Source organism: Bradyrhizobium sp. 33ap4 (genome assembly GCF_032654765.1).
Classification (GTDB): Bacteria; Pseudomonadota; Alphaproteobacteria; order Rhizobiales; family Xanthobacteraceae; genus Bradyrhizobium; species Bradyrhizobium australafricanum.
The window spans coordinates 42,339-65,744 of the sequence record NZ_JAUMTJ010000053.1; the positions used below are offsets into that span (position 1 = coordinate 42,339).

Sequence of the window (23,406 nt, forward strand, 5' to 3'; positions counted from 1 at the left end):
TGGACAGTGGATGGTCGTTGCCGAAACGCTTTCCGCGTTATTGGGAACCGCGGATGCGGCTCCAGGTCTTGATCAGGCGGGCGAGGCCTAGCGGCCCGGTGCCCTCAACTCGGAATAGGCAAACTCACCCTTGTCGAGGATATGGACATCGTCGAGCCAAAGGCTGCAGCCGCGGAGCGGGATGTCGAGATGACACGGCGTGTCGTTCGTGCCGCCAAGCTCGGTATTCGGTCCCGTCGAGAACAGAACGTTTCCATAAAAGGAAAGCGCGTTCATGATGTGCTCCGACGCAAGCTGCTGAGATGCAGCTATATGGTGCCAGTCGGCGCGCTCATTCGATCCCCACCCGATATGCGAGATTGCCCATCCGCGCCGATCGCCGAAACTGTCGATATAGTTCTTGATGAGCGTCGCGTCGGTGCCCTCGCCCTTGAGGTCGACAATGAAGCCGTCCTTGATGGTCAGCGTGACCGGAGACTGAATATAGCGCTTGAATGCGCAGAGAATGTCGCCTGGCATCAGAACGACAGTTCCGTTGACGTCGCCATCCGTGGCTTGGGTGAAAGCGAAGCCTGACGGGAAATGATCCCAGCGGCCCGGTTCATCGGTGTATCCGTACTCGGAAATGACCGGATACTGCTTTAATCCGTAGGTCACATCTGTTCCGCCCGGCGACGTGATGCGCATGGTTCTGGCTGACTGCAGGAGCGTTCGTGAGAGCTCCGTTCGCCGGCGGAGATCCTCGGTCGGGAACATCTTCTTGAGAATGTGGAACGGCTCCATTACGCGCAGAATGCGCGTGCCCGCTTCCTGAATTTCGAGCTGCTCGCGCGAGAACAGCAGGCCCAGAAGATCAATCACCATATCCACGCGCTTGAGCGTGTCGATCGCCGGCTGGTTACCGCTCAGCGCGTGTCTGCCCTGCTGGCCCGCAACCTTGCTCTGGCCGTACTTTGGAACATTGAGGTGGAAGGTTGTCGCGCCAAGGGTCCGCGCGGCCAGCATGAACGTCTGGGCATACTCCGACTGATCCTCGCCGCCGCTCAGGACAGCTACGACCTCGCCTTCCCTCACCTTGCAGAGTGCAAGTTCGGCCTTGAACAGTTCGAGCATTTCAACATCGATGCGTTGCCGGGTCATCTTCAGTCATCTCCTTTGCCAGGCATGTATTCGCAGCGCTCCGACCGGTCTTTCGAGGGGTCAGGCGAGAACGTCATTGACGATCGAAAGGAAGCCTTCCGTGTCGTCGATGTGCATTTGGTGACCTGCACTCTCCAGTCGCCTGATCACGATGGACGGCAGCAGTCTTTGAATTTCTCTTTCATCTTCGGGACGGATGACATCGCCTTTGCCCGCAACGAGCAGCGAAGTGCGAACGTTGAGGTTGGCGAGGTCATTGTGAATGTCATCGTGATGAAAGCCCTTGTGGCTTTCGACCAGGGCGCGCTCGTCGCAGGTGTGCATCCACTCGGCCCGAGCACGAATGTGCTTTTCAGGCCAGCGCGGCGCGGACGGGCTTCGCAGCGCCGCGTCCGCTTCTCCGAGGCTTGCGCTATGAAGCAGCTTGAGAAGAGGTCCGATCGGACTTGGGTAGGCGCGACGTCCGGGGCCGGAGACCGGTGGATCGACCAGGATCAACTGTCTTATGGACGATGGTCGCCAGCGTGCGGCACGAATTCCGATGCGGGCCCCCATGGAGTGGCCGAGCAAGGTATATGCGCCTATTTCCAGCGCCTCGGCGAACGAGACCAGATCGGAGGCGCAGGCATCCAGCGAATAATTGAGATGCGGTCCGCCTTCGGAAAGGCCGCGCCCCCGGACGTCGAGTACATAGACGTCGTGCCCGATGCACAAACGTTCCGCGATGAACCCCCATTGTGCCGCCGTCGTCGAGATGCCCGGGACGATGACGATGGCGGGCCCGGCTCCGCCGAACCGCAGGTAATGTTGGCGGATGCCGTTCGCACGCACGTGAGCGCCGTAGAGCAGACCGGGGACCTGGGCGACACTCATGTCGGGCGATCCTGCGTACGGTCCGCCGGCAGCGCATGAAGCCGCTGGATGGTTTCCGAGGTGGGCATCACGTCTGCGTACTTGCTGGCTATATCGAACAGGTTGACCGCGTGCGAAGTCGGCGAACGATCATAGACGGCGTCGCTCGGCACGATCGATTTGAAATTCAGCGCGCATGCATCGACGACCGATGCCCGGACGCAGCCGCTGGTCGTGCAGCCGGTCACCACCAGTGAATCGATCCCGGCCCCGACGAGATACGTCGTCAGCGGGGTACCGAAGAATGCGCTCGCCTGCGTCTTTGGCAGCAGCAGCTCCCCCGGCTCTGGAGCCACCTCGCGAACAAAGTCGTAGCCCTCGGGCGGAATCTGCATGATGCCCGGAATTTTTGCCGCGAATGCCCCCTGGTCATGGCTGACCTTGCAGGCGACATGCGGAAATATCACCGGCCATCCTCTCCCGCGAAACAACCGCATCAGTTCGGAAATCTGCGTTATGGCCTGCCAACCAGCCTCACCGCAGCTGGTTGAATATTGCTTGATCGCGTCGCGGATCGGCATCGGGGCGTCACCGACCGAGCGGTACTGCACGTCAATCACCAGGAGCGCGGGCCGCCTGCCGAATCCAGCCGCGCCACCCAACCCTGCGATGGCATAGGTCTCGCGCTCTTCGAGCGGTATTACGTCGTCCCAGGGCTGCTCTTTGCCGATCATCGTTGTGCACCGGTGCTCGTGGAGGAGAGATGTCAATGAAGAGGAACGGCGGTCGCGTCGTACTGGTAGATCCAGTCGTAACGAGCGGCGGTCGCTTCCGGCGCCCACTGGGTCCTGATGTAGTCTCCCGCCGTTTCGGCCTTGCACAGCGCCGGGTTATGGAAGATCGGCAGCATCCCGGCAGCGGACTTCACGACCCTGGTTGTGCGATCAAGTCGCAGACTCTGGTATGTCTGGAAAGCTCTCGCGAGATCGTCGGGCTGCTGCTCGAAGCAGCGGGCGAGAACGGACGCGTCCTCCAACGCCATGTTTACTCCCTGACCGAGATACGGCAGCATGGAATGGCAGGCATCTCCAAGAAGCGTGACCCGTCCTTGCGACCAGCCAGCCAGCGTAGGCCGCACGAACAGGCCCCATTTGTGAAGGCTATCGACGTTGCTGACGAGCGCGATGATGTCGGGATGCCAGCCCAGGAAGTCTTTCAGGCACTCCTCGACAGAGCCCTTCTCCGACCACGATTCCAGGAGCCAGTCGTTGCGATCGACCTGACCCGAGAACGTCATCAATTCCGTGTTCTGCCAACGGACCGGATATGCCGTGACATGCGCGGTCGGCCCGATCCAGGTAGACACCACGGGCTCGCGCTGATGCGGCTCGAGGCGGTCGACCGGCACAAGACCACGCCAGGCGATTGCATTGGTGTACTGGCTCTCGATCTGGCCGATCAGACCGGTACGAACCTTCGAATGGGAGCCGTCGGCGCCGATCAAGGCGCGACCTTCGATCTCACGGCCATCTGCGAACTGCGCCCGAACTCCCTCGTCGCTCTGGCTGAACCCGACAACATGGGCGTTCAGATGGATGGCGTCCGCCTTTAATCGCCGCACACCGTCGACAAGGATCTTCAGCAGATGGGCGCGCAGCAGCAGATAGGGTTGGTTCCGGGCCGCGTCGGAGCTCCGATTATAGAGGGACCACGTTTCACCCGTGCTCCAGAGCCGGATGGAACGTCGCTCTGCCGCGATGCAGTTCTGCTCGACTTGCTCGGCGAGGCCGAGATCGCGAAGAACACGCACACCGTTCATGGAGACCCAAAGGCCGGCGCCCACCTCGCGCAACTCGGACGCCTGCTCGAAAACGTCGCAATCGATGCCGCGTCGAAGCAGCGATAGCGCCATCGCCAGACCGCCGATGCCAGCGCCTGCGATAAGGACACTCGTTCTTTTGACCTGATCAATACTCATGATATCTCCAGAAGGTAGCTGCGCTGTCTCGCGCGGATTCAAACGGCATCCTGCGAGACCTGCTGGACCGCAAGGCTCTTCACGGCTTCGAAAATCTTGGTGTAACCGGTGCAGCGGCAAAGATTGCCGTGCAGGTAGTGGCGGATTTCCGCGTCTGTCGGGTGTGGCGTGGCCTTCAAGAGCGCCGTGACCGCCATGATGAAGCCGGGCGTGCAGAAGCCGCACTGCAGACCGCCATGAAGCACGAACGCCTCCTGGATCCGGGATAGTCCGTCCGGCGGCGTCACACCCTCGATTGTGGTAACCTCGCGCCGATTCACATCGACGGCGAGCGTTGTGCAGCTCGAGATCGGCTCACCGTCGATAAGGACCGTGCAAGCGCCGCATACTTCCATGTCGCAGGAACGTTTCGTTCCCTTTAGGCCCAAACGATCTCGAATGAGGTCGATCAAGAGCACATGAGCCGGGACGTCGACGGCGATCGTCTTGCCGTTCAACGAGAACGAGATGGCCAACACCTGTGTCATTTCAGCCAGCTCGTCCCGGCGATGATCGCCTCATCGGCGTTACGCAGAAGAAGCACGCCTGCAAGGTGACGCTTGTAATCGGCCCCGCCATGCCGATCCGCGTTGACCTCAAGCTGATCCAACGCCGCGGGAAGAGCTGTCTCAATCACCCGACGAGCCTCTGCCACCGCTACGTTTCGGAGGGCACCTTCGACGGCCGTCAAAGGCTGTGGCCGCGAACCAAGCGCGCCGACCCGCACACGGGCGCTTCTGATCGTGCTCCCGCCGGCGTTCAGTGACCAGGCCATCGCGACGTTCACTGAGGGCCTCTCACCATGCTTGAACCGGCGATAAGTTACCGGTCCCGCGGGCCGCGGGAACACGATGACTCTCAGCAGCTCGTCAGGCTCGCGCACAGTTTCCATTTCGCTTCGAATGAAATCATCGGCGTGAATTTCACGCGTGCCCTTGGATCCCTCGAGCACCAGTCGTGCGTTCAAGGCCGCGAGCATCGTCGGCGGATCGGCGTGGGGCTCTCCGAAGCAGAGATTGCCGCCGATTGTTCCAACGTTCCGGACCCTGATGTTCGCCACCTCCGCGCAGAGCGATGCCAGCGCCGGCACGTGCTCGCGGATGACGGAATCGCCGCTGATCCTCCTGTGCGTGCAGCGCGCGCCGATCTCGATCTCGTTCATGTCGTTGACGGCGATGCAATCGAGCCCAGGAATACCCTTGATGTCGATGAGGCGGTCTGCACGGATGACGCGCATTTTCAGCGCGAGCAGCAACTCGGTCCCGCCGGCATAGAACATGCCGTCGCCGGAATCGCCGACGGCACGCACGGCGTCGGCGATCGTCGATGGCCGCTCGAATTGGAAGGGTGACGGCAGCATGGTCAGGCCGCGCCCAGCATTTCTTTGAGCCGCTTCTCGAACTCTTCGAAGTTCTGATCGACCCGGCGCTTGATGATGCCGAATCCCATGGTCGCAAGGCGGCCCTGCACGTCGACTTTCGCGTCCACGGCAAATGTGGACCCAGACCCTTCTTGCGTGACGGTCACGTCGAGGACAACCGCCAGCCGCGTTCCTGTGATCTTGTCACGGCCCGTAGCGCGGGTGCGCACGTGAGACGGCTCGGTGATCGATTCAACGATGATGTCAGCCGGCACTTCGAGCTTGAATGGACCGATCTTCTGCTTGACGGTCGCTTTGTAGGTTGCAAGCCGCTGGATTTCCTCGACGCTTTCGCACCCGGGGATGCAGCTTGATATGCGTGGAACGTCGAGCAGCGTGCTCCAAAGCTGCGCCGGCGTCGCTGGCACCGCCATCGACATGTTGAATTCCATGAATTCAGCTCCTCTTCTGTAGCGCGCGCCACACTTTTTCGGGTGTCATTGGCAGATCGGTGATTCGGATGCCGTAGGTGGAGAACAGCGCGTTGGCGATCGCCGGTGCGACTGGAAGGATTGCTCCCTCGCCCATTCCCTTGGCGCCGCCAGGCCCCGGGCCGTCGCCGTTTTCGACAAGTATCGTGTCGAACGAGGACGGCACGTCGGAGATCCGCGGTATCGAATATTCGATAGGCGTCGCGTTGACGGGTTGCCCGTCCTCGAACTCGAGGGCCTCGTAGAGCGCGTGACCGAGCCCCATGACAGCGGCGCCCTCGTCCTGACCTTCCGCAGCGACGCGATTGATCACACGACCGACGTCGGCAGCGCTGGCGTACCGAGGAACATGGATCTCGCCGGTTTCCTCATCGACGACAATCTCTGCGAGACCGGCGGATGTCTCCCAGAATAAAGGTGACTCGGCCAGGGAGCCCTTCTTCGAACGAGGCGTTATGGCGCCGCGGCCGATGACTTCTCCCGAATCGACACCCAGGCTGCGATGAAATATTTGATGGAAAGTGAGAACTTCCGAACCAGTCGAAACGCCCCCCTCGACGAGTGACAGGCTGACGCGGGGAAGCTCCCAGACCTCGGCAACCATTTCGAGAATCTGATCGGCCGCGTCGAGAGCGGCGCTCTCGACGGAGAGGCCAACGACGACGGTCGAGCGGCTCGCGCCGGTACCCCAGTCATATGGGGCGACCGCTGTATCGGAGCGCAGGACGGTGACCGCAGAAACCGGCTGCTTCAAGGTTTGCGCCGCGATTTGGGCCATCGTCGCGTGCGCACCCTGGCCGACTTCGATACTCGAAACCGAAACGAGGACCGACCCATCGATCTTGAGACGTACGATCGCGTTGCTGATCGGCGTGTTCGCCGGATCGGTCGCGGCGACGGCCAATCCGCGCGCCTGACGGTTGGACGCCCTCGTCTCGGATGCGAACGATTGCGCTACCCGGCCAATCAGCTCGCTCATGTCCATGTCGAGCGCGCGCAGATCGGGACGGATGCGCTCGCCACGCGGGACCAAGTTGAGCAAGCGGAACTCTGTCGGATCCATTCCGATTGCCGCAGCCACATTGTCCATGTGCGATTCCTTGGCCCAAACCGCCTGCGGGCCGCCGATTGAGCGAAATGCCGCGCCCGGGACGGTGTTCGTGTAGACCGCACATGCCTCGAGCCGCAGATTCGGCGCCACATATGGCCCCATGATGCGATTTGCCGATTTCGTGGCGACCGCCGAGCCCGTATCTGAATACGCTCCGCCGTCGAGCAGAAGCCTGGCGCTCTTCGCGAGGATCCGTCCGTTGGCGTCGACCGCGGTTCGAATCGTGATGTCTGCGCCAAGCCTTCGACAGGTGAGCATCGATTCGGCCATGGATTGAGCTACACGAACCGGGCGCCGCACCTTCCAGGACGCGGCAGCGACCAACGGCTCGATCTTGACGGAGGCCTTGCCGCCGAATCCCCCACCAACAAACGGGACGATTACGCGGACCTTGGCCAATGCCAGCCCAAAGAGTCTGGACAGGACCTTCTGAACCGCGGTCGGCGTCTGCGCACCGGCCCAGACCGTCAGGGAGTCCCCCTGGAAGTCGGCGATGACCGCATGCGGCTCCATCGCGAAATGCGAGATCGCCGGAAATGTGAAGTGGTCCTCGTGGATGTACGCCGCAACCGCCTCCGCAGCGTCGACATCTCCGACGTTGTTCCTGTAAGTGTGAAAAATGTTGCTGTTCGGGGTCGGCCTGGCGCCGCCCTTGAAGTAGAAGTCTTCGAGATTTTCGTGGCGCTCATGGATGAGCGGCGCATCCGCCACCAAGGCTTCCCGGATCGTCGTTGCATGCGGAAGCTCGTCGTATTCGACGTCGACGAGTTCCGCGGCGGCTTCGGCGATCTCGATGGTCTCAGCGATCACCACGGCGACCGGCTCGCCCACATACCGGACCCGGTCGATTGCCATGATCGGCCGGTCCTTGAGCACGACACCCCAGCAACCGAACGAGGCGACATCTGCTCCGATGAGCACGTCGACGACGCCGGGTACGGACCTGGCGACGCTCGCGTCAATCGACGAGATGCGCGCGTGAGTAGCCGGCGAACGAACCACAAAGCCGTGCAGCATCCCGGGGATCACGAGGTCGGTAACGTATTCTGCCCGCCCCGTAACCTTCTCGATGAGGTCGGGTCGTACGGCGCTCTTGCTGTCAGTCACCGACATGCTCGGATCCGGGGTGCGAGGTCGCCGCCGATGGCCAGGAAGCCTGCGCGGCTCCTCCCAGGGGGCAATCCTCAATCCCTATCGCATTTATCACTTGTATGCAAGCGATACACTAGCACACAAGTAATGATACGTTCCGACCCACCGGGCTGATAGGGCTCGCGGTCAGACGGCATGGATTCTTGGGGGCAACGAATGTACACAAATGATCAACTCGGGACTTCCGAGGCCGAGCCATCCAGCTTTGTTCAAGCCGAGCCACGGCCAAGTGCCGCAAGAGGACGAAAATCGTGCAACCGAAAACCAAGACGGCTCCGACGGAGAAGCCGAAAGAGGCCGCACAGTCTTACAGGTTGGACGATGCACCAGGATTCCTGTTGCGCGTAGCGCTCCGTACCCACACATCGATCTTTGTCGCGAAAATGATCGAAGAACTGACCCCACCCCAATTCTCGACGCTGGCAAAACTGAGGGAAGTCGGATCATGTTCTCAAAATCACCTGGGACGACTGATCCACTATGATTCAGCAACGATTACTGGCGTCATCAATCGCCTCAAATCGCGCGGGCTAATCAAGAGCTCCAAGGATCCTTTGGATCCACGACGACGGCAGATCGAATTAACGGACAAAGGGAGGCGGACGGCGGACGCTGCGATCGAGACCATTGGCGAGATTTCCGGCGAGACATTCGCCCCCTTGACGAGGGAAGAATTTCGGACTCTGACCGAGATGCTCAAGAAAATCATACGCCGCTGAGCCCCACAGCGCTGAGCCGGCCGACAAGCTGATCCCGCAAACGCTTCAGCCGCCGCCGAGCAAAAAAATGGCCCGGCACGAGCCGGGCCAAGTCCAGGGAGGAAGCGAAGGATGTGGATCCTTCGCAAACGCCGAACGCGGATCTCGATCGAAGACAGCCCAACGAACGATCTCAGCGACAGAACTATCCGGTATGCCGCCCGGCATTTTGTGCTGAAGAAGACGGAATTGTACTAGTTTCCGGCATTTTCGCGTGACAAGGCCGGGATAAGCCACATCGGCGGGCGCCATGCTGCATGGACCGGAGGCCAGTTGGTCCATAGCCGATGCGACAGGATCACACCAATTGACGAGCCCATCACTGGCCATCTACCGAATGCCGGCTTTCGTCGCACGATCGATCGACGCCGTTCCCTGAGCGGCTATCCGGCGCGTCTGCGCAGGGCCCGCACAATTTTTGTCCTGAAGCGCGCGAGATCAAACAGCAATCTTGGTGCTCTCCTGATCGCAATCGCTTTACCCACGATCGCGAGCCGCAGAACGCGGACCAGTCTGGCCAGGCCCAATTCCATGAATGCCTGCCGGACATGTGGCTGGTCGGCGATCGAAAGCATATTGTTCGCTACAACGATGGACGATCTGAGCTCGGGTTTCTCCTGCAGTACAAAGTCTCGGCATGCTGCCGCGAACTCCTGCTCCTGACCGCTCAAGGATATGCTGAAGACTGTTCGACTATGCTCCGCCACTTCAATTGCCCCCGAACGTTCGCCCGGCGCGCCCCTCCGTCTTTCGACCTCACAGCCTGCGCGCCCTGGCTTTCGCCTTCCAATCGGCAACACGTCCGTGCCGGCTTTCCGCGAAATTGTTCCTTGGTAGCATCGGGGGTCGCGGCATTTTCTGGCGAAAACCCTCGCGGAGAACCGTGAAAGCGCGATCGATGGAGCCGGTTGACGCGGCAACGCGGCATTTTCTACCATCGGGGCGGTACCCGGTCTGGCGCCCCGAGACGCGTCTTGTCGCAGCAGCTTCCTGCGTTGAGCCTTCCGGCTGCATTCACCGTCGCGGAGCCTGGCAATGCGCAGCCGTGACCGTCACCAAAATCCTCCGGGGAAGGACGAGGCTAACCCGCAGGATCGGATTCTTGCATCCTCGCGTTACTTTTCGGTGACGAGCATGTCCCGGAGCGCTATCGTCACCCGGACTCCAGGCGCGCCCCTTATCTCCGCCTCCTGAATTGCGGAAGCCGTAGCCAATAACGAGCGAATTCGATGAGCATGTTATCCACGTCCGAAATGGATCCTGGTTTTGCCAGAATGAATTTGCCCGAGCTTCGGATCAACTACGATCCGATTGATCCGGATCAGTTCGATCGGCCGATCACCTCATTCTGCATCGAAACCGGTGAAGACAATGACGAGCTTCCGCTCCACTCACACAAGAAAGGGCAACTCGTTGTCGCTTCACATGGATCGGTGATGTGTCGTGCCCCCGGCGGACTATGGATCGTTCCGCCGCAGGGTGCCGTGTGGATACCGGCCGGCGTCATGCACAGCAATTGCGTCTCGGACAATGGTAAGGTCTACGTCGTCTTCATCGATCCGCAGGCGAGTACGCTTCCGAGCACGTGCTGCACATTCACGATATCATCGCTCGTCCGTGAACTGATACATCGGCTCTCCGTTTTTCCTCCCCTGTATCCGGTCGAGGGGCCGACCAGCCGGCTCGGACGCGTGCTGCTCGACGAATTGGTGCAGATGTCCACTGAACAGATGTACTTGCCCATCTCCACCGACAGCCGGCTTCAGCATCTCGCGGCATCGCTGCTCAATGACCCCGGCGATCGCAGCACGATCGACGAACTGGCGACCAGATATGCGATGAGTGTCCGGACCTTCGCCCGCCTGGTGCTGAAGGAAACCGGGATGACGTTCGGACGCTGGCGACAGCGCCTTCACATCCTGGTCGCGCTGCAGAGGCTGTCTGCGGGATCTTCCGTTCAGGCCGTCTCGCTCGATCTGGGCTATGAGACCCCCAGCGCCTTCATAACCATGTTCAAGAAGGCAATGGGCAAGAGCCCGCGCCGCTTCCTTGCCGAGCGATCCAGCTTCGTAGGCCGTGAGCCCTTGGCTTGAAGACCTTCGCGCGGGGAACGCTGGCCCCAGCACCGCCCGCTGGGGCCGCAGCTCACGGCTTCTCCTACCGTGAATTGAATGGGACCAGAGGGTATTGGAGCGCAGCTTCGGCGACCGACTGCGGCGCCACCACGCGAGGCTTCCCGTTCTGCCCTTGGAGGATGGTCACGTCACTGCCCGTATTCTGGCCATTGGCGTCGAACTTGATCTTGCCGCTGGACATCAGGATAGGCGTCATGTCCGTTCCTTTAAGCGCGGCGTGGATCGCAGCGGACTCGGAAGAACCGGCGCGGCTTACGGCGTCCGCAACAATCTGAACAGCTTCGAAGGCACACCCTGAATTCCCGTCGACCCAGTCATTTGGATAATCGGATGCAAATCTCTTCAAGATCGCCGCGGCATCGGGCGCCTTCGGATTATACCACAGGGTCGAGAGTATCGCGCCGTCGCCATACTTGCCCAACGCGTCATAGTACGCCTTGTCCTGCGCGCCATTCGAGTTGGGTGAGAAGATCATTTTTGGATTCCACCCCTGCTTGGTGCATTCCCGAATGATCATGATGGCGTCGTTGACACGCGTCACGGAGACCAACGCGTCCGCGCCAGAAGCTTTGGCTTTTGCAACTTCGACCGAGAGATCCTTGGCTCTTTCATCGTATGGAATATACTCGGCAATCCTGAGGGGCACTTCGACCTCCTTCCAGGCTTGATCGATGCTCGCCGCGGTCGACTGTCCCATCGTATTGTTGAGGTGCATGACGGCGGCGCTTGTCGGCGCGTCCTTGATCGAGGACAGGAGTGACTTCAGCTCCATGAGGGACTTCCTGACGATTGTCAGGGACGTCGGGTAATACCTGAACACCTCGGTGAATCCCTGAGAGGTCACCTGGGTCGCGCTCGCGATGTGAACGACCATAGGCACTTTTGCGGCCTCTGCGGCCTGAAGCGCGGAGATGGTTGCTCCGGAATCCCACGCGCCGATAAGTACCGTGCACCCCTGTCTGATCAGGTTTTCGGCGGCAATCCGTCCGTTTTCCGGCCGACTTTGCGTGTCCGCATGGATGATTTGCAGCTCTATACCGAACTTCTCCTTTGCGAACTTCGCACCGACATCGATGCCGCGCACGCAAGCCTGCCCCGGAAACGCCAGGACGCCACTGCTCGGATTGATTGCGCCGACACGCACCTTGGTCGGGGTGGCCGCTCTTGACTGCCACGATGCGAACCCGACTGCGGCGCCAATTCCGCTACCGATCAAGGACCGGCGGCTCAAACCGCTTTCGCTGTGCTTTCTCATTTCATTCCCCCTTTGGTTGGCTGCAAGAATATCGATGCGGTCTGATAGCGCTCACTGAACGGTGAGGCGCTATCGCGCCAGGGACGTGCGCTCGCGCTCGGCGCTTCACGAGATGCGCCGCCCGCATGATTTGGCTCAGGGTTTGACTTCCGCCTTGACGAGGTTGTCTTCGCTCTCGTCGTAAAGCGTATCGATCAACGACCGATACCTCTCCATGATCTGCTTCCGACGCTTCTTCCGAGTCGGCGTCATCATGCCGTTCTCGGGAGAAAGCTCTTCCGGCAATATCCGGAACGCCTTGATCTGCTCGGCCCTGGCGAGCCGACCATTCGCCTTGCCGATCTCTGCTTCGATCATCCGCACCACGGTTTCGGAGTTCGCCAGTTCCGAGTACCGGTCGATCCGCAGACCATGCGATCTGGCCCAATCCATCGTCGCGGTCGCGTTCACCTCGATCAGCGCGGTGAGGTACTTCTTTCCTTCTCCAAGCACAGCCGCCTCAGAGATAAACGGGCTGCGCCTGAGCTCGTTTTCGATCTGCGTCGGGCTGATAGACTTTCCGTTGGAAGTGTTGATGATCTCCTTTTTTCGATCGACCAGCCTGAAAAGGCCTGCCGAATCGACGTCCACGATGTCTCCGGTGTAGAGCCAGCCATCGCTCAGAGCGGATTTGGTCTCTTCCGGCTTATTCCAGTAACCGACAAAGAGTCCGGGTCCCCTGACAATCATTTCCCCGTCTTCGAGAACAGCGGTCTCCCAAGCCGGATCCCGCAGAGGTACGCCCACGGTGCCGGCTTCCGGCCATTCCGCCATCTGCACCAGATTGGCGCCGACCAGCTCCGTCTGTCCGTAACATTCCTTCAGCTGCAATCCCCATAGCTGCCACAGCGACATGAGCTCGGGAGGCATCGCCGCAGACGAGGTGTATGTAACCGTGAGTTCCTCGAACCCGACCTCACAAAGCAGCGGACGGAAAACCTGTTGCTGACACACGGCAAAGAGGCCGGAAACGAACGTGTCTGGCACGCCTCCGGCCTGGCGATCATCAAGAGCCTTGCGGGCGATGGTCATCGCGAGTTGATAGTTCTGCTTCTGCTTCTCGGACCCGGAGTGAACCTTGCTGAGGATCTGGGTGGCATAACGCTGGAAGAACCGCGGCGGAGCCATGAAGTAGGTCGGCTTCACTTCCTTGACCGTCTGAGCGAACTCTGCGCTGTTCTCGCCGAAATACGGCACCAGGCGGATGAGTAGAGGCAGTGTCGTTGCCTGCGCGCGTGCCACCGTGTGTGACATCGGCAGGTGCACGACGACACGGTGGACATCGGAGCGCAACTTCGACGTGAACAGGGTTACGCTATGCGCACCGGCGAGCAGCGACAAATGGGTCAGCATGGCTCCCTTCGGAAATCCCGTCGTGCCGGACGTGTATCCGATGCTGGTCAGATCGCTCGCCTTTGCCTTCGCGACTTGCTCCCGCAGAAAGATGTCGGCGTCGACCGATGTTTCCCTCCAGAAGTCATGAAGAGAGACGACATTCGCCGGCCCGCCTGCCTTCTTCCACGCGGGATCGAGCACGATGATTCTTTTCAGCTGGTCAGCACGGCCCGATGCAAGGACAGTACCGAGCTGAAGTTCACTCCCGACGAACATGAACGACGTTCCGGAGTCGGTGAGATAATAGCCGACCTCCTCCGCCGATGAGGTGAAGTAGACCCCGACCATGATGCCGCCGGCACAAATGATCGCCATGTCGGCAAGAAGCCACTCCTGGGACACATCCCCCATAATCGCCGCGCGATCGCCGCGTTCGAATCCAGCCTTTTGCAGAGTGGCCGCCAACTTGGCCACCAGGTCCGAATACTGCTTCCAGGTCGTGGCGATCCACTCACCGCGACGTTTTTGCTTGAACGCGATCTCGTCAGAAAGCTCCACCCTCCGCTGGCTCAGGAGCTGCGGAATGGTCACGTCGGCGAGTTGGGCGCCTGACGCGAAACCCTCGGCGCTCACCTCTCAACGCTCCGCGAAGCGCTTGCGCTTTTCAGCGAAGGCGGCCACGGCATCGCGCCGGTCGGGCGCGGCAAAGGTGATCGTCTCGAGGGCGGTCGAGGTGTCCAGGAGCAGATGCGCGTACTGCTTGATGATCTTGTTCACGCAATACTTGGTCCAGATGATTGATTCTCTTGGGCCGCTCGCGAGCATCTCTGCGTACTCGATTGCAGCATCCTTGACGTCCCTGTTCGAAATCACCTCGTTGATCATGCCGATGGACGCGGCCTTTTCGGCGGAGATGAAGTCACCTGTCATCAGGTAGTGCTTCGCACGGACCGGCCCCATCAACAGTGGCCACATCACCGCACCGCCGTCGCCCGCGACCACGCCTGCAGTAACATGCGTGTCGGCAAACCTCGCGGCCGGACTCGCGAATATGACATCGCAGAACAAGGCGAGGGTTGCCCCGAGACCGACCGCGACGCCGTTGACCGCGGCGATGATCGGCGCCTCGACTTCCAGCATGTTCCGGATCAGATGGCGTCCGCCCCGGGTCGGCGACGGTATTGGACTTTTGTCGAGCGTTTTCTGATCGCCGCCCGAACAGAACCCCCGCCCCGCCCCCGTCAGAACGATCGCGCGCACTGCCTTGTCCTCGTCCAGCTCGACGAAGACCCGCTCGAGCTCGCTGTGCATATCCCAGTTGATGGCATTGAGGATCTCCGGCCGGTTCATCGTGACGATGGCGACACCGCTCGGCCGCTTCTCGACGATCAGATATTTGTAGTTCTGCTTCGACATGGCTTTCTTCCGTTGGTTCCGGTTGGCTTACTTTTGCGGTCGCATGGCGCGGATCTGTCCAAGAATGTCTTCCGTAGGCCGGACGACATTGTTTCTGTCGTTGAAGTGGGGGATCACATAGCGGCCACACATCTCGATCGCTTCCATGATTTTCTCGTGATTGACGGAGTCGAGATGGAGAAGCACCTCGTCGACGCCCATCGCTTGGAACTTCTCGATCTGACGAATGACGGTGTCCGGGCTTCCGCAGACCGTTGTCGCGGAGTGGTTGAGCAAGTAGTCCCAGTCCTTTCCCGCGCGCTCCATGGCTGGCACGCTCTCGCTCATATACGCATAGTCGTCGGCGAGCTTCGCCAGACGGGGATAGGCGTCCGTTGAAATCCTCGCATAGTGCATGAGAGGCTCGGCGTAATCGTCCTTCGCTTTCTGATCGGTTGGCCCGATGCCGAAGAAAAGCGGGATGCCGATGCGCGGCAGATCGAGCGGGCCTTGCTCGTCACGCTTCCAGCCGCGACGGTAAGTGTTTAGAAGCTTTTCCTGGACCTCCCATCCCTGGTAGATGCAGTTGCTCATGACGGCGAGGCCTTCGGATCCGGCCCAGCTGTGGCTCCGCTCGCTGGTCGCAGCGATGCCGATGACCGGATGCGGCTTCTGCATCGGCTTGGGCACCAGCATCCGCGGCGGGATCTGATAGTACTTGCCCTCGAAGGTGAAGATATCTTCGCGCATCGATTTCTTCAGGAGCGCGATACCTTCCTCCATCTGAGCGAGAGTTTCGCTCGGATCAACGTTGAAGGCGCGCATGGCGATGGTCGTGTTGGCCCGGCCGGCGTAGAATTCCATGCGGCCATGCGACAGGATGTCGGTTACTGCCAATCGCTCCGCCGATCGCAAGGCATGATTGATCTTCTGGGGCATCAGCGTCACCGCCGACCTCAGCTTCACGCGCGAAGTAACGGCTGCAAGGTACCCGTAGACGACCTCCGGCGCGGAGCTCGAGATGCCGCCGAGTGCAACGTGTTGCTCGGAAAGCGCGACGCAGTCGAATCCGACCTTTTCCGCCAGACGCACCTCGTCCACGAGTTCATGGAGTCGGCGGGCATAGCTCTGCCCGACCTGGGTTTCTTGCTCCGACCAAAACCCGAACGTAAGTGCCATCTTCTGGATCCTCATGGAGTGTCAAGATGGCGAAGCATTTCATGGGCGCAGCAACATTTTTGTTCGAATGCGCCCCGCAGTTACATGACTTTCCAAATTTTGTGCTGTGAGCAGCCGACGCCTGCCCCTTTCGCAGCCAATGCCACTGAACGTGGCGCGACAATCATTCTCGGCGTTCATCCGCGGAGGAGCACGAGAGATTCAGACAGCGTTGCGTTGGCTTCCAAACGAGACAGCCAGAAGATCTGCTATCGCCGCGAGACATCGCTCGCCGATCCGGGCCGTCGAGCCAAACGGGTTGCCGATGATGCCGTTGGCGGTGACGGACTTGATCCCGTTTCTCCACATTGCCTGAAGCTGCTCCTCGGATAGCGCACCGAGATGCCCGACCTCGAACCGATCGAGCCGAACGCTATCGGGGCGGAGCAACATCATGAGCGACGTCTCCGCGATATCGGCATGTCCTCCAACCGCATTCGGGTCACCACCCGCTTGCTCGACGGCGCTTCGCCATCTCTCGATCCAGGCGACTGCATCGCAGTACGCGTCGATCTCGACGTCTACCGGAACGGCGCTCCTCAGCCGGGGAAGCATGTCCTGGAGCGCGGGAAAATTCCCGATGTGCCCCGAGAACAGCAGAATGCGCCTGAAGCCGTGCCTCGCAAGACTTGTGCAATAATCCAGGCAGATCGATTCGAACGTCTCCGGACGAATGGATATCGTCCCCGGGAAGACGAGATGATGGGCTGAACAGCCAACCTTGATGGTGGGCGCGATCAGGGTGCGTCCCAGATGCCGCGCCAGCCTTGCGGCGATGGCGTCTGCATGATCCGCATCCATGCAGAGCGGAAGGTGCGGTCCATGTTGCTCCACAGCTCCGCAGGGTATCAGGACGGTGGATGCCCCCGCAGCAAGGGCGGCCGATACCTGTTCGAAGCTCATCAGTTCAAGGCGGAGCTCGTCAGGCAATTCCGGTGCGGTCATTCACGCTTTCCTTGGCTGTTTCGACAGGAAGCGCGAACGCGCCTGTGCCGAACTATCGTCTACCAGATAGGCCGCGAGATCCTCGATCGTCACCGCCTCGAGCGCAGCATCGTCCATTTGGCCTGTCAGGTTCAGCGACCGCTTGATCGCCGCAAACAGCTTGCGCTCCTTTCCACGAAGATACCTGCATACCTCCCGGGCCCTCACCATCACTTCCGCGGTGCTTGCGATCTCGTTGATCGCCCCAATTTGGAGTGCCCTTTGGGCGTCGGTCAAGTCGCCCCAGTAAAGCAATGCCTGCGCCTCACGAAGTCCAAGCTTCTGCACTGCCTTCCGGACTCCCTTGGCTGCAGGCAAGAGGCCGTGGTTGATCTCCGGGAACCCGACCTTGCATTCGCGGTTCGCCACGACGTAGTCGGCGTGAAGAAGAAACTCCAAGGCCCCGCCGACGGCGTATCCACGCACGGCACACACGAAGGGCCCGGGGTATCTCTCCATCTCGCAAAGAAGCGCGTGGAAGCTCCTCATCCGAGGCCGGGATATTTCGATGCCGGCGACTTCCTTTATGTCTCCGCCCGCGCTGAAGAAGCGCTCGCCCTGGCCGGTCAGGACAATGCCCGGCGGCGACACCTCGCGAGACAATGCGCGAAACGTGTCCAGCAGCCGGCCAACAAGGGCGTTATTCAATGCGTTCGCCGGCGGCCTGTTCATGGTCATGGTGACCACATCGCCGTCGGGTTCGATTAGAAGGGCGTCATCGGCTTCCATAGAAATAGCTTAAGCGAGGCCTTGTGGAATTGATTGCGGTACACCCTTTGCCCGACGCCGCTGCTCGACACAAATGGTCGTGTCGTCGCTATTTCGCAGCATCTTCTGCTGCGATCGCTCGGCCGCCTTTTCGGATGACGGGCTGGTCCCGCCATTCAGGACCGTTACAATCCAAGATAAGCACGCTGAATCTCGGGATTGTTCAGCAACTCGTCGCTGGATCCGTGGAGCACGATTGAGCCGTTCTCCAGAACGTAGCCGCGATTGGCCAACGCAAGCGATTTCGCCACATTCTGCTCTACCAGCAGTACCGTGGCTCCCTGCTCGTGCAGGGACTTCACCACACGAAACATGACGTCCGTCAGCGCGGGCGACAGCCCGATGGAAGGCTCGTCGAACATGACGACCTCGGGCTTCGACATGATTGCACGGCCGATAGCCAGCATCTGCTGCTCGCCGCCCGATAGCGTACCGGCCAATTGCCCCCGGCGCTCACGAAGCTTCTCAAACAACTGATAAACGAACTCGAGCGTTTCGGACTGCCGGGCCTTCGCGCGCTTCAGCGCCCCTCCGAGCAGCAGGTTTTCTTCCACAGAAAGACTTCCGAAGATCTGCCGACCTTCCGCGACCTGGGCAATGCCGCGCTCGCAGATCTCCCATGGCGGCATCCCGGTGATATCAACACCGTTCATTTTGATGACACCGCTCGAGGACCGAACGATGCCCGAGATTGATCTGATGAGTGAGGTCTTCCCTGCGCCGTTCGCGCCAACGACGCAGATCAATTCGCCTTTGTGGATCTGCAAGGAGACGCCGTTCAAAGCGCAGGATCCATCGTACGCGACACAAAGTCCATCGATCGTCAGAAGCGCACCACTAAGCATGGAAGCCCGCCCCCAGGTAGCTCTCGAGGACTTTCGGATCTGCAACCACCTCTCCGGGAGGTCCCTCTGCGATCTTGGCGCCGTGATGCAGCACCACCACACGCGAGGCCACTTCCATCACGATGCGCATAACGTGCTCGACAAGGAGGATCGTCAATCCACCTTCGGCAAGCTTCTGCAGTACGCCTACAATACCCGCAGCTTCAGTCGGTCGCAGACCCGCCATAACCTCATCCAGCAACAGCAATTTGGGCCTGGTCGATAACGCCTTGGCCGTCTCCAGCATCTTCCGGTCCGGCAGCGTCAATTGATCCGTCCTCGCGTGGGCCTTGGCGGCCAGACCAACGCTTTCAAGAGACTCGTACGCCTTCGATCTGGCCTCGCTTACGTTTCTGGTCCAGCTGAAGGCTCCGATCATGGCATTCTCAAGCACCGACATCTCACGCATCGGCCGCACGATCTGAAATGTTCGCGCGATACCCATCCTGCAAACAGTCTCGGGTGGCGAATTGTCGATCTGGCGGCCTTCGAACAGCACCCGGCCGCTGGTCGGCTTCAGGGCACCAGCGACCAGGTTGAAGCATGTCGTCTTTCCCGCTCCATTCGGTCCAATCAGCGCTGTGATCCGCCCCGCTCGAAGTGAGAAGCTTACATCCTTCACCGCGACCAAGCCTCCGAACGATCGGGACAGGTTCTCGACCTCGAGCAGGGTTGTCATTCTTCGACCTTTCGGGACTGCCACAGCCATGCCGTGGGTGGCGCCTGGATAGCTTTGCAAAGGCGCACAATCGCCGGCCAGATGCCGTCTGGCAGGAACCAGACGACCGAGATCAGGACAACACCGTAGGCAATATTGTTCAGTCCCGGGATCCGAAGACTGTCGCCGAGCGCGCTCATCAAGTGGTTGAGCGGAATCGCGGCGAGCGACCCGATCAGCGGACCGAACGTAGTCCCCAAGCCCCCAACCACGGGCCCTATCAGGACGTCTACCGATAGCCCCATCCCCATGATCGAGTCCGGGAATATCGACCCTTGCACGAGCGCCAGAACGCCACCGCCCGCGGCGGCCGTTGCAGCCGATATCGAGATCACGAGAATCTTGTGCTGGAAGGTCCGGACGCCGAGCGCGCGTGCGGCCGATTCGTCGTCGCGCATCGCCCGCCATACGTATCCGAGGTAGGATCGTGAAATAAGTTCGGTTCCGATTATTCCCAACGCCGCCAGTGCAAGCGCGACGAAGTAGTAGAAGCGGGCATCGCCGCGAAGCATGGAGATCTCAATCCCGCCTGTTGGCGCAGGAAAGAACAATCCCTGCATTGCGCCCACGAACTCCCAGCCACTGAACATGATCCTGGCGAACTCGGCGGCGGCAATCGTAAGCAGCGCGAAATAGATACCACGAACCTCGAACCGGAAGCTCAACCATGCGATCGACGCGCCAACGGATCCGGCGAGGATCATTCCGGTCAAGAGCCCGACCCATGGCGAAATGCCGTACTTCACGTAGAGGACGCCGACGGAATAGGCTCCCAGCCCGACAAAAAGGGCGTGGCCGATCGATAGCTGCCCGCCGATGCCAAGCATCAAGTTCCAGGACTGTCCGAGGAAGGTGAACAACAATACGATCGTCATCAGCGAGATGACGTACGGGTTTGCCAGCATCCCGACCAATCCCAGGACAGCGAAGACCGTTATCCCGGCAAGCCACCGTGTCCTTTCCAGCCCACGATCAAATTTCTTTTGCACCAAAAAACCCCCTCGGGCGGAAAACCAGGATGATGATCAGGAGCGCGTAAGGAAGCGCCGTCTTCATCGAAGGCGTGAACATCAACGCCGCGAATGCCTCGGCGACGCCGATCACCAGACCTCCGAGGAGTGCTCCGCCGAAGCTGCCGAGTCCGCCCACGATGACCGTTACGAAAGCAAGGAGAGTGAAATCGACGGCGAGATATGGTTGAGCGTCGAACAGGGGAGATATCAGGGCGCCGGCGACCCCTGCGCAAGCTGCGCCGATGCCAAAGGTAACCGCATAGACTCGTGGAATGTTCAGTCCAACGATGAGACCGCCCAAACGATTGTCCGCCGCCGCCCGCAGCGAGCGGCCGAACGGGGAGAACTTCAGATACGCTCCAAGCAGAGCTATAAGCAGCCCGGCGGTCGCTGCCGCCTGCACTCTCGCCAGGTCGAGCGTCACAAGGCCGAGAGATACGGTCTGAAACGACAGCTGCGAGGCAGTTGGACGCGGATCCGGCCCGAACGCGACCAACAGGGTTCCGCTAAAGAGCAACGACAGGCCGATGAAAACGATGAATTGATAGTGATGCGGCCGGTTCACGAACCGCTTTACGATCAGCGTTTCCAACAGATATCCGAAGACGAACATCACGACCGCAGCGATTGCTGCCGCCACGATGATTGGGACGTTCCACAGCCGAACCGTCCAATAGCCGATGTAGACACCGAACACGACCATCTCGCCGTGCGCAAAATTTACGACGCGCATGACGCCAAATATGATGGTCAGGCCCAACGCGACGAGGCCGTAAACGAGACCGAGCAGAATGCCGCTCGCAAGAACATTGAGCCAGAGCGAGAGCATCAGCAAGCACTGACTGGCGCGAGCGAATGCCGCGTATTGGACACTGCAATCCGCGGGGAAGCCGCTACCCGCGGCTGGCCGCGCTCGGCCGGGATCGAGACCATTCCGGCGTTGAACTCCCACCTGATCCGGTCAGCGAATATGGTCCCCCGCATTGATATTTCTCCTGCATTTGTGACAGATATCCTCTTGGCCGCCGGACGCTATGACCTGAGCCGTTGCTTCGCATTCCCGGTCGGCGTCCGAGCGCTATTCTCACTGAGTCCGACACTCATTCGCCAGCCCATGCGCAGGATCGTCTAACGCTTCGGTACGGTGAATTCGCCGTTTACGTAAACAAGCGGCTCGCGATCGAGGTTGGTTGTTTGGGCAACAACTTCGCCGACGAAGATCGTATGGCTGCCGGCATCGTACGAACCGGACACGCGACAGTCGAAGCTGCAAATTGCCTCGATGAGGCTGGGCGCACCTGTCGTGAGTTGACGCCACAAACCGTCAGCAAAGCGTATGTCGCCCTTGCTTCCGTCCTGCCCGGCAAACTTTTTTGCCAGCTCAGCGTGATCCGCCGTGAGAATGTTCCAGCAGAATGATCCGCTCTGCTTGATTGTGTCGTGGCCGCCGGCGGACTTGTTGACGCAAACGAGCACGCTCGATGGGTCGGTTGACAATGAGCACCCGGCCGTCAACGTCAAACCGTGCCTGCCCGGTCGCACGCCCGTCGTCACGATAGATACCGCACCGGGCACGTTGCGCATTGCGCTCCGGAATTCCGCGCTGCTGAACACCGGGGGTGGTTGGTTTGGCATCGGTGACACTCGGAAGTTCATGGTGATAGGTTCCCGCAAATACTCAGACCGAATGTCCGGAGCCGGCTAGCCGCCCTGCTTGTTCGACGCCTGAAAGAGCTGGATCGTGTTGTTTTGCGGATCCTTCAAGCAAGCCACACGGCCATGCGCCCCCATGTCCCGCACTTCGCCGAAAACCTCGGCTCCCAGGGCGCGAGCCCGATCGAGCGCCAGCTCCAGATCATCCACTTCAAACACGACGACCGCGTTCCGGGCGCTTTCGGAGGCCGACTCTCCCGGGCCTGCGATGCAGAAGGCGGCCTTCTCTCCGGCGAATTGAACCCATTTGGCGCCGTCGGCGAAGCGGATCGTCAGTCCAAGCCCTTCATAGAAGCCGGCTAACGCTTCAGGTTCCTGCGCGGTAAGATAGATGTGCTTGAGCTTCATCCTTTGCTTTCAATTCCGAGCCCACTTTCAATCCATGACCTCCGGCCACGCTTGTCTGATGATACTTGCGCCGCCCGGTCGGCATTAATGTTCGAAGTTTTCACCGCGCGCATCGCCAATCAGCATATTGTGCTGCAGGCTATCGGGGCCGGCTTGTTTAACTTCCAGCGCATGCGACGACGAGAGACGATTCATGGCGTCATTCGAAACCCTGCCGCTTTTTCGGCAGAGCGTTCGGGCGCGTATCATCGCTTGCGCCGATTGCGATTTGCCTGGCGCTGATCCGTTGATCGTCCACGTGAACCCGCTGCCACTGAGCGCTTGCGCAGCTCGCGAGCTATCCGATGACCGAATTTTCCCTTATTGCACCCTGCCGGCGCATTCGCGCGTCTGCGAACAAGCTCGATTCTTGGGCCGTCGCATGTCGCATGAACAAGGCTTTCAGGATGCTCGCTTTCTCGTGTCGTGGAACTACGCTTCGCGTTGATGTGGCGCCGACTGAAAGCCAAATGCGGGCGCAAAATCGGTCGACCTTGATCGCCCGCAGCCCGTTGCATATGAGGCGGTCGCCCTTTCCCGCCTTGGATTAACCGACATCTCCTCACGGTAGAATGCGAAGATCGCGATCCCTGATTGTCACGCAAACTCCAGGATCAGCGCGTCGACCGCGAGCGTGGCGCCGGCGGCGGCGTGGATCTTCTTGACCGTGCCGTCACGCTC

At 60.3% G+C, this 23,406-nt stretch carries 23 protein-coding genes; 3 read left to right on the forward strand and 20 right to left on the reverse strand.

Annotated features, from left to right (window positions below):
* Nucleotides 1-87: 87 nt before the first annotated feature.
* From Q2M23_RS32525 to Q2M23_RS32560, 8 genes are read right to left on the reverse strand one after another with little or no spacing between them, the layout of a single operon-like run.
* The gene (locus tag Q2M23_RS32525) at nt 88-1,140 is read right to left on the reverse strand and encodes a leucyl aminopeptidase (protein WP_316398251.1); all 1,053 of its coding nucleotides are present in this window, start codon (nt 1,138-1,140) and stop codon (nt 88-90) included.
* A gap of 60 nt (nt 1,141-1,200) precedes the next feature.
* A complete protein-coding gene (locus Q2M23_RS32530) occupies nt 1,201-2,013 on the reverse strand; it encodes an alpha/beta hydrolase (RefSeq protein WP_316398252.1) in 813 nt (270 codons plus the stop codon).
* Complete coding sequence (locus Q2M23_RS32535; RefSeq protein WP_316398253.1) at nt 2,010-2,726, reverse strand: isochorismatase family protein; 717 nt, start codon at nt 2,724-2,726, stop codon at nt 2,010-2,012. Before Q2M23_RS32535 ends, Q2M23_RS32530 begins: the two co-directional genes overlap by 4 nt.
* A 32-nt stretch (nt 2,727-2,758) precedes the next feature.
* Nucleotides 2,759-3,970 carry an FAD-dependent monooxygenase gene (locus tag Q2M23_RS32540; protein WP_316398254.1) on the reverse strand — a complete coding sequence of 404 codons (1,212 nt, stop codon included), beginning with the start codon at nt 3,968-3,970 and terminating at the stop codon, nt 2,759-2,761.
* A gap of 38 nt (nt 3,971-4,008) precedes the next feature.
* Nucleotides 4,009-4,497, reverse strand: coding sequence for a (2Fe-2S)-binding protein (locus tag Q2M23_RS32545; protein WP_316398255.1), 489 nt, complete (start codon nt 4,495-4,497; stop codon nt 4,009-4,011).
* Complete coding sequence (locus Q2M23_RS32550) at nt 4,494-5,369, reverse strand: FAD binding domain-containing protein (protein ID WP_316398256.1); 876 nt, start codon at nt 5,367-5,369, stop codon at nt 4,494-4,496. Before Q2M23_RS32550 ends, Q2M23_RS32545 begins: the two co-directional genes overlap by 4 nt.
* A gap of 2 nt (nt 5,370-5,371) precedes the next feature.
* Nucleotides 5,372-5,821 carry a CoxG family protein gene (locus Q2M23_RS32555; protein ID WP_016840497.1) on the reverse strand — a complete coding sequence of 150 codons (450 nt, stop codon included), beginning with the start codon at nt 5,819-5,821 and terminating at the stop codon, nt 5,372-5,374.
* Nucleotides 5,822-5,825: 4 nt separating this feature from the next.
* A complete protein-coding gene (locus tag Q2M23_RS32560) occupies nt 5,826-8,084 on the reverse strand; it encodes a xanthine dehydrogenase family protein molybdopterin-binding subunit (RefSeq protein ID WP_316398257.1) in 2,259 nt (752 codons plus the stop codon).
* Between the two features lie 290 nt (nt 8,085-8,374).
* Here Q2M23_RS32560 and Q2M23_RS32565 point away from each other — a divergent pair, with 290 nt between their 5' ends.
* Nucleotides 8,375-8,842 carry a MarR family winged helix-turn-helix transcriptional regulator gene (locus Q2M23_RS32565; protein WP_253589480.1) on the forward strand — a complete coding sequence of 156 codons (468 nt, stop codon included), beginning with the start codon at nt 8,375-8,377 and terminating at the stop codon, nt 8,840-8,842.
* A gap of 1,268 nt (nt 8,843-10,110) precedes the next feature.
* A complete protein-coding gene (locus Q2M23_RS32570; RefSeq protein ID WP_225643874.1) occupies nt 10,111-10,974 on the forward strand; it encodes an AraC family transcriptional regulator in 864 nt (287 codons plus the stop codon).
* A gap of 64 nt (nt 10,975-11,038) precedes the next feature.
* Here the strand turns inward: Q2M23_RS32570 and Q2M23_RS32575 are convergent, their stop codons facing one another.
* The 12 genes from Q2M23_RS32575 to Q2M23_RS32630 all read right to left on the reverse strand — a co-directional run bounded on the left by Q2M23_RS32575 (nt 11,039) and on the right by Q2M23_RS32630 (nt 22,686).
* Nucleotides 11,039-12,271, reverse strand: a complete 1,233-nt coding sequence (locus tag Q2M23_RS32575; RefSeq protein WP_253589477.1) for an ABC transporter substrate-binding protein — start codon at nt 12,269-12,271, stop codon at nt 11,039-11,041.
* 135 nt (nt 12,272-12,406) lie between these two features.
* Nucleotides 12,407-14,278 (reverse strand): AMP-dependent synthetase/ligase, encoded by a 1,872-nt coding sequence (locus Q2M23_RS32580; protein ID WP_316398258.1) that lies wholly within the window; start codon nt 14,276-14,278, stop codon nt 12,407-12,409.
* A gap of 3 nt (nt 14,279-14,281) precedes the next feature.
* Nucleotides 14,282-15,061: an enoyl-CoA hydratase/isomerase family protein gene (locus Q2M23_RS32585; protein WP_050401602.1), complete on the reverse strand. Its 780-nt coding sequence runs from the start codon at nt 15,059-15,061 to the stop codon at nt 14,282-14,284.
* Nucleotides 15,062-15,088: 27 nt separating this feature from the next.
* Entirely contained in the window at nt 15,089-16,219 is a 1,131-nt protein-coding gene (locus Q2M23_RS32590; protein ID WP_316398259.1) for an LLM class flavin-dependent oxidoreductase, read from the reverse strand.
* Nucleotides 16,220-16,420: 201 nt separating this feature from the next.
* Nucleotides 16,421-17,203 carry a creatininase family protein gene (locus Q2M23_RS32595; protein ID WP_168856889.1) on the reverse strand — a complete coding sequence of 261 codons (783 nt, stop codon included), beginning with the start codon at nt 17,201-17,203 and terminating at the stop codon, nt 16,421-16,423.
* Nucleotides 17,204-17,971: an enoyl-CoA hydratase/isomerase family protein gene (locus tag Q2M23_RS32600; protein ID WP_316398260.1), complete on the reverse strand. Its 768-nt coding sequence runs from the start codon at nt 17,969-17,971 to the stop codon at nt 17,204-17,206.
* A gap of 164 nt (nt 17,972-18,135) precedes the next feature.
* The gene (locus Q2M23_RS32605) at nt 18,136-18,792 is read right to left on the reverse strand and encodes an ABC transporter ATP-binding protein (RefSeq protein ID WP_316398261.1); all 657 of its coding nucleotides are present in this window, start codon (nt 18,790-18,792) and stop codon (nt 18,136-18,138) included.
* A 55-nt stretch (nt 18,793-18,847) separates the two neighbouring features.
* Entirely contained in the window at nt 18,848-19,573 is a 726-nt protein-coding gene (locus Q2M23_RS32610; protein ID WP_018268995.1) for an ABC transporter ATP-binding protein, read from the reverse strand.
* A complete protein-coding gene (locus Q2M23_RS32615) occupies nt 19,570-20,601 on the reverse strand; it encodes a branched-chain amino acid ABC transporter permease (protein ID WP_316398262.1) in 1,032 nt (343 codons plus the stop codon). The genes Q2M23_RS32610 and Q2M23_RS32615 overlap by 4 nt, the downstream gene beginning before the upstream one ends.
* A complete protein-coding gene (locus Q2M23_RS32620; protein ID WP_057017950.1) occupies nt 20,585-21,454 on the reverse strand; it encodes a branched-chain amino acid ABC transporter permease in 870 nt (289 codons plus the stop codon). Before Q2M23_RS32620 ends, Q2M23_RS32615 begins: the two co-directional genes overlap by 17 nt.
* A 299-nt stretch (nt 21,455-21,753) precedes the next feature.
* Complete coding sequence (locus tag Q2M23_RS32625; RefSeq protein ID WP_229191026.1) at nt 21,754-22,209, reverse strand: flavin reductase family protein; 456 nt, start codon at nt 22,207-22,209, stop codon at nt 21,754-21,756.
* Between the two features lie 117 nt (nt 22,210-22,326).
* On the reverse strand, nt 22,327-22,686 hold the full coding sequence (locus Q2M23_RS32630; protein WP_168856885.1) for a VOC family protein: 360 nt from the start codon (nt 22,684-22,686) through the stop codon (nt 22,327-22,329).
* Nucleotides 22,687-22,879: 193 nt separating this feature from the next.
* Between Q2M23_RS32630 and Q2M23_RS32635 the strand changes: the two genes are divergently transcribed.
* Nucleotides 22,880-23,173 (forward strand): hypothetical protein, encoded by a 294-nt coding sequence (locus tag Q2M23_RS32635; RefSeq protein WP_316398263.1) that lies wholly within the window; start codon nt 22,880-22,882, stop codon nt 23,171-23,173.
* The last annotated feature ends 233 nt before the right edge of the window (nt 23,174-23,406 follow it).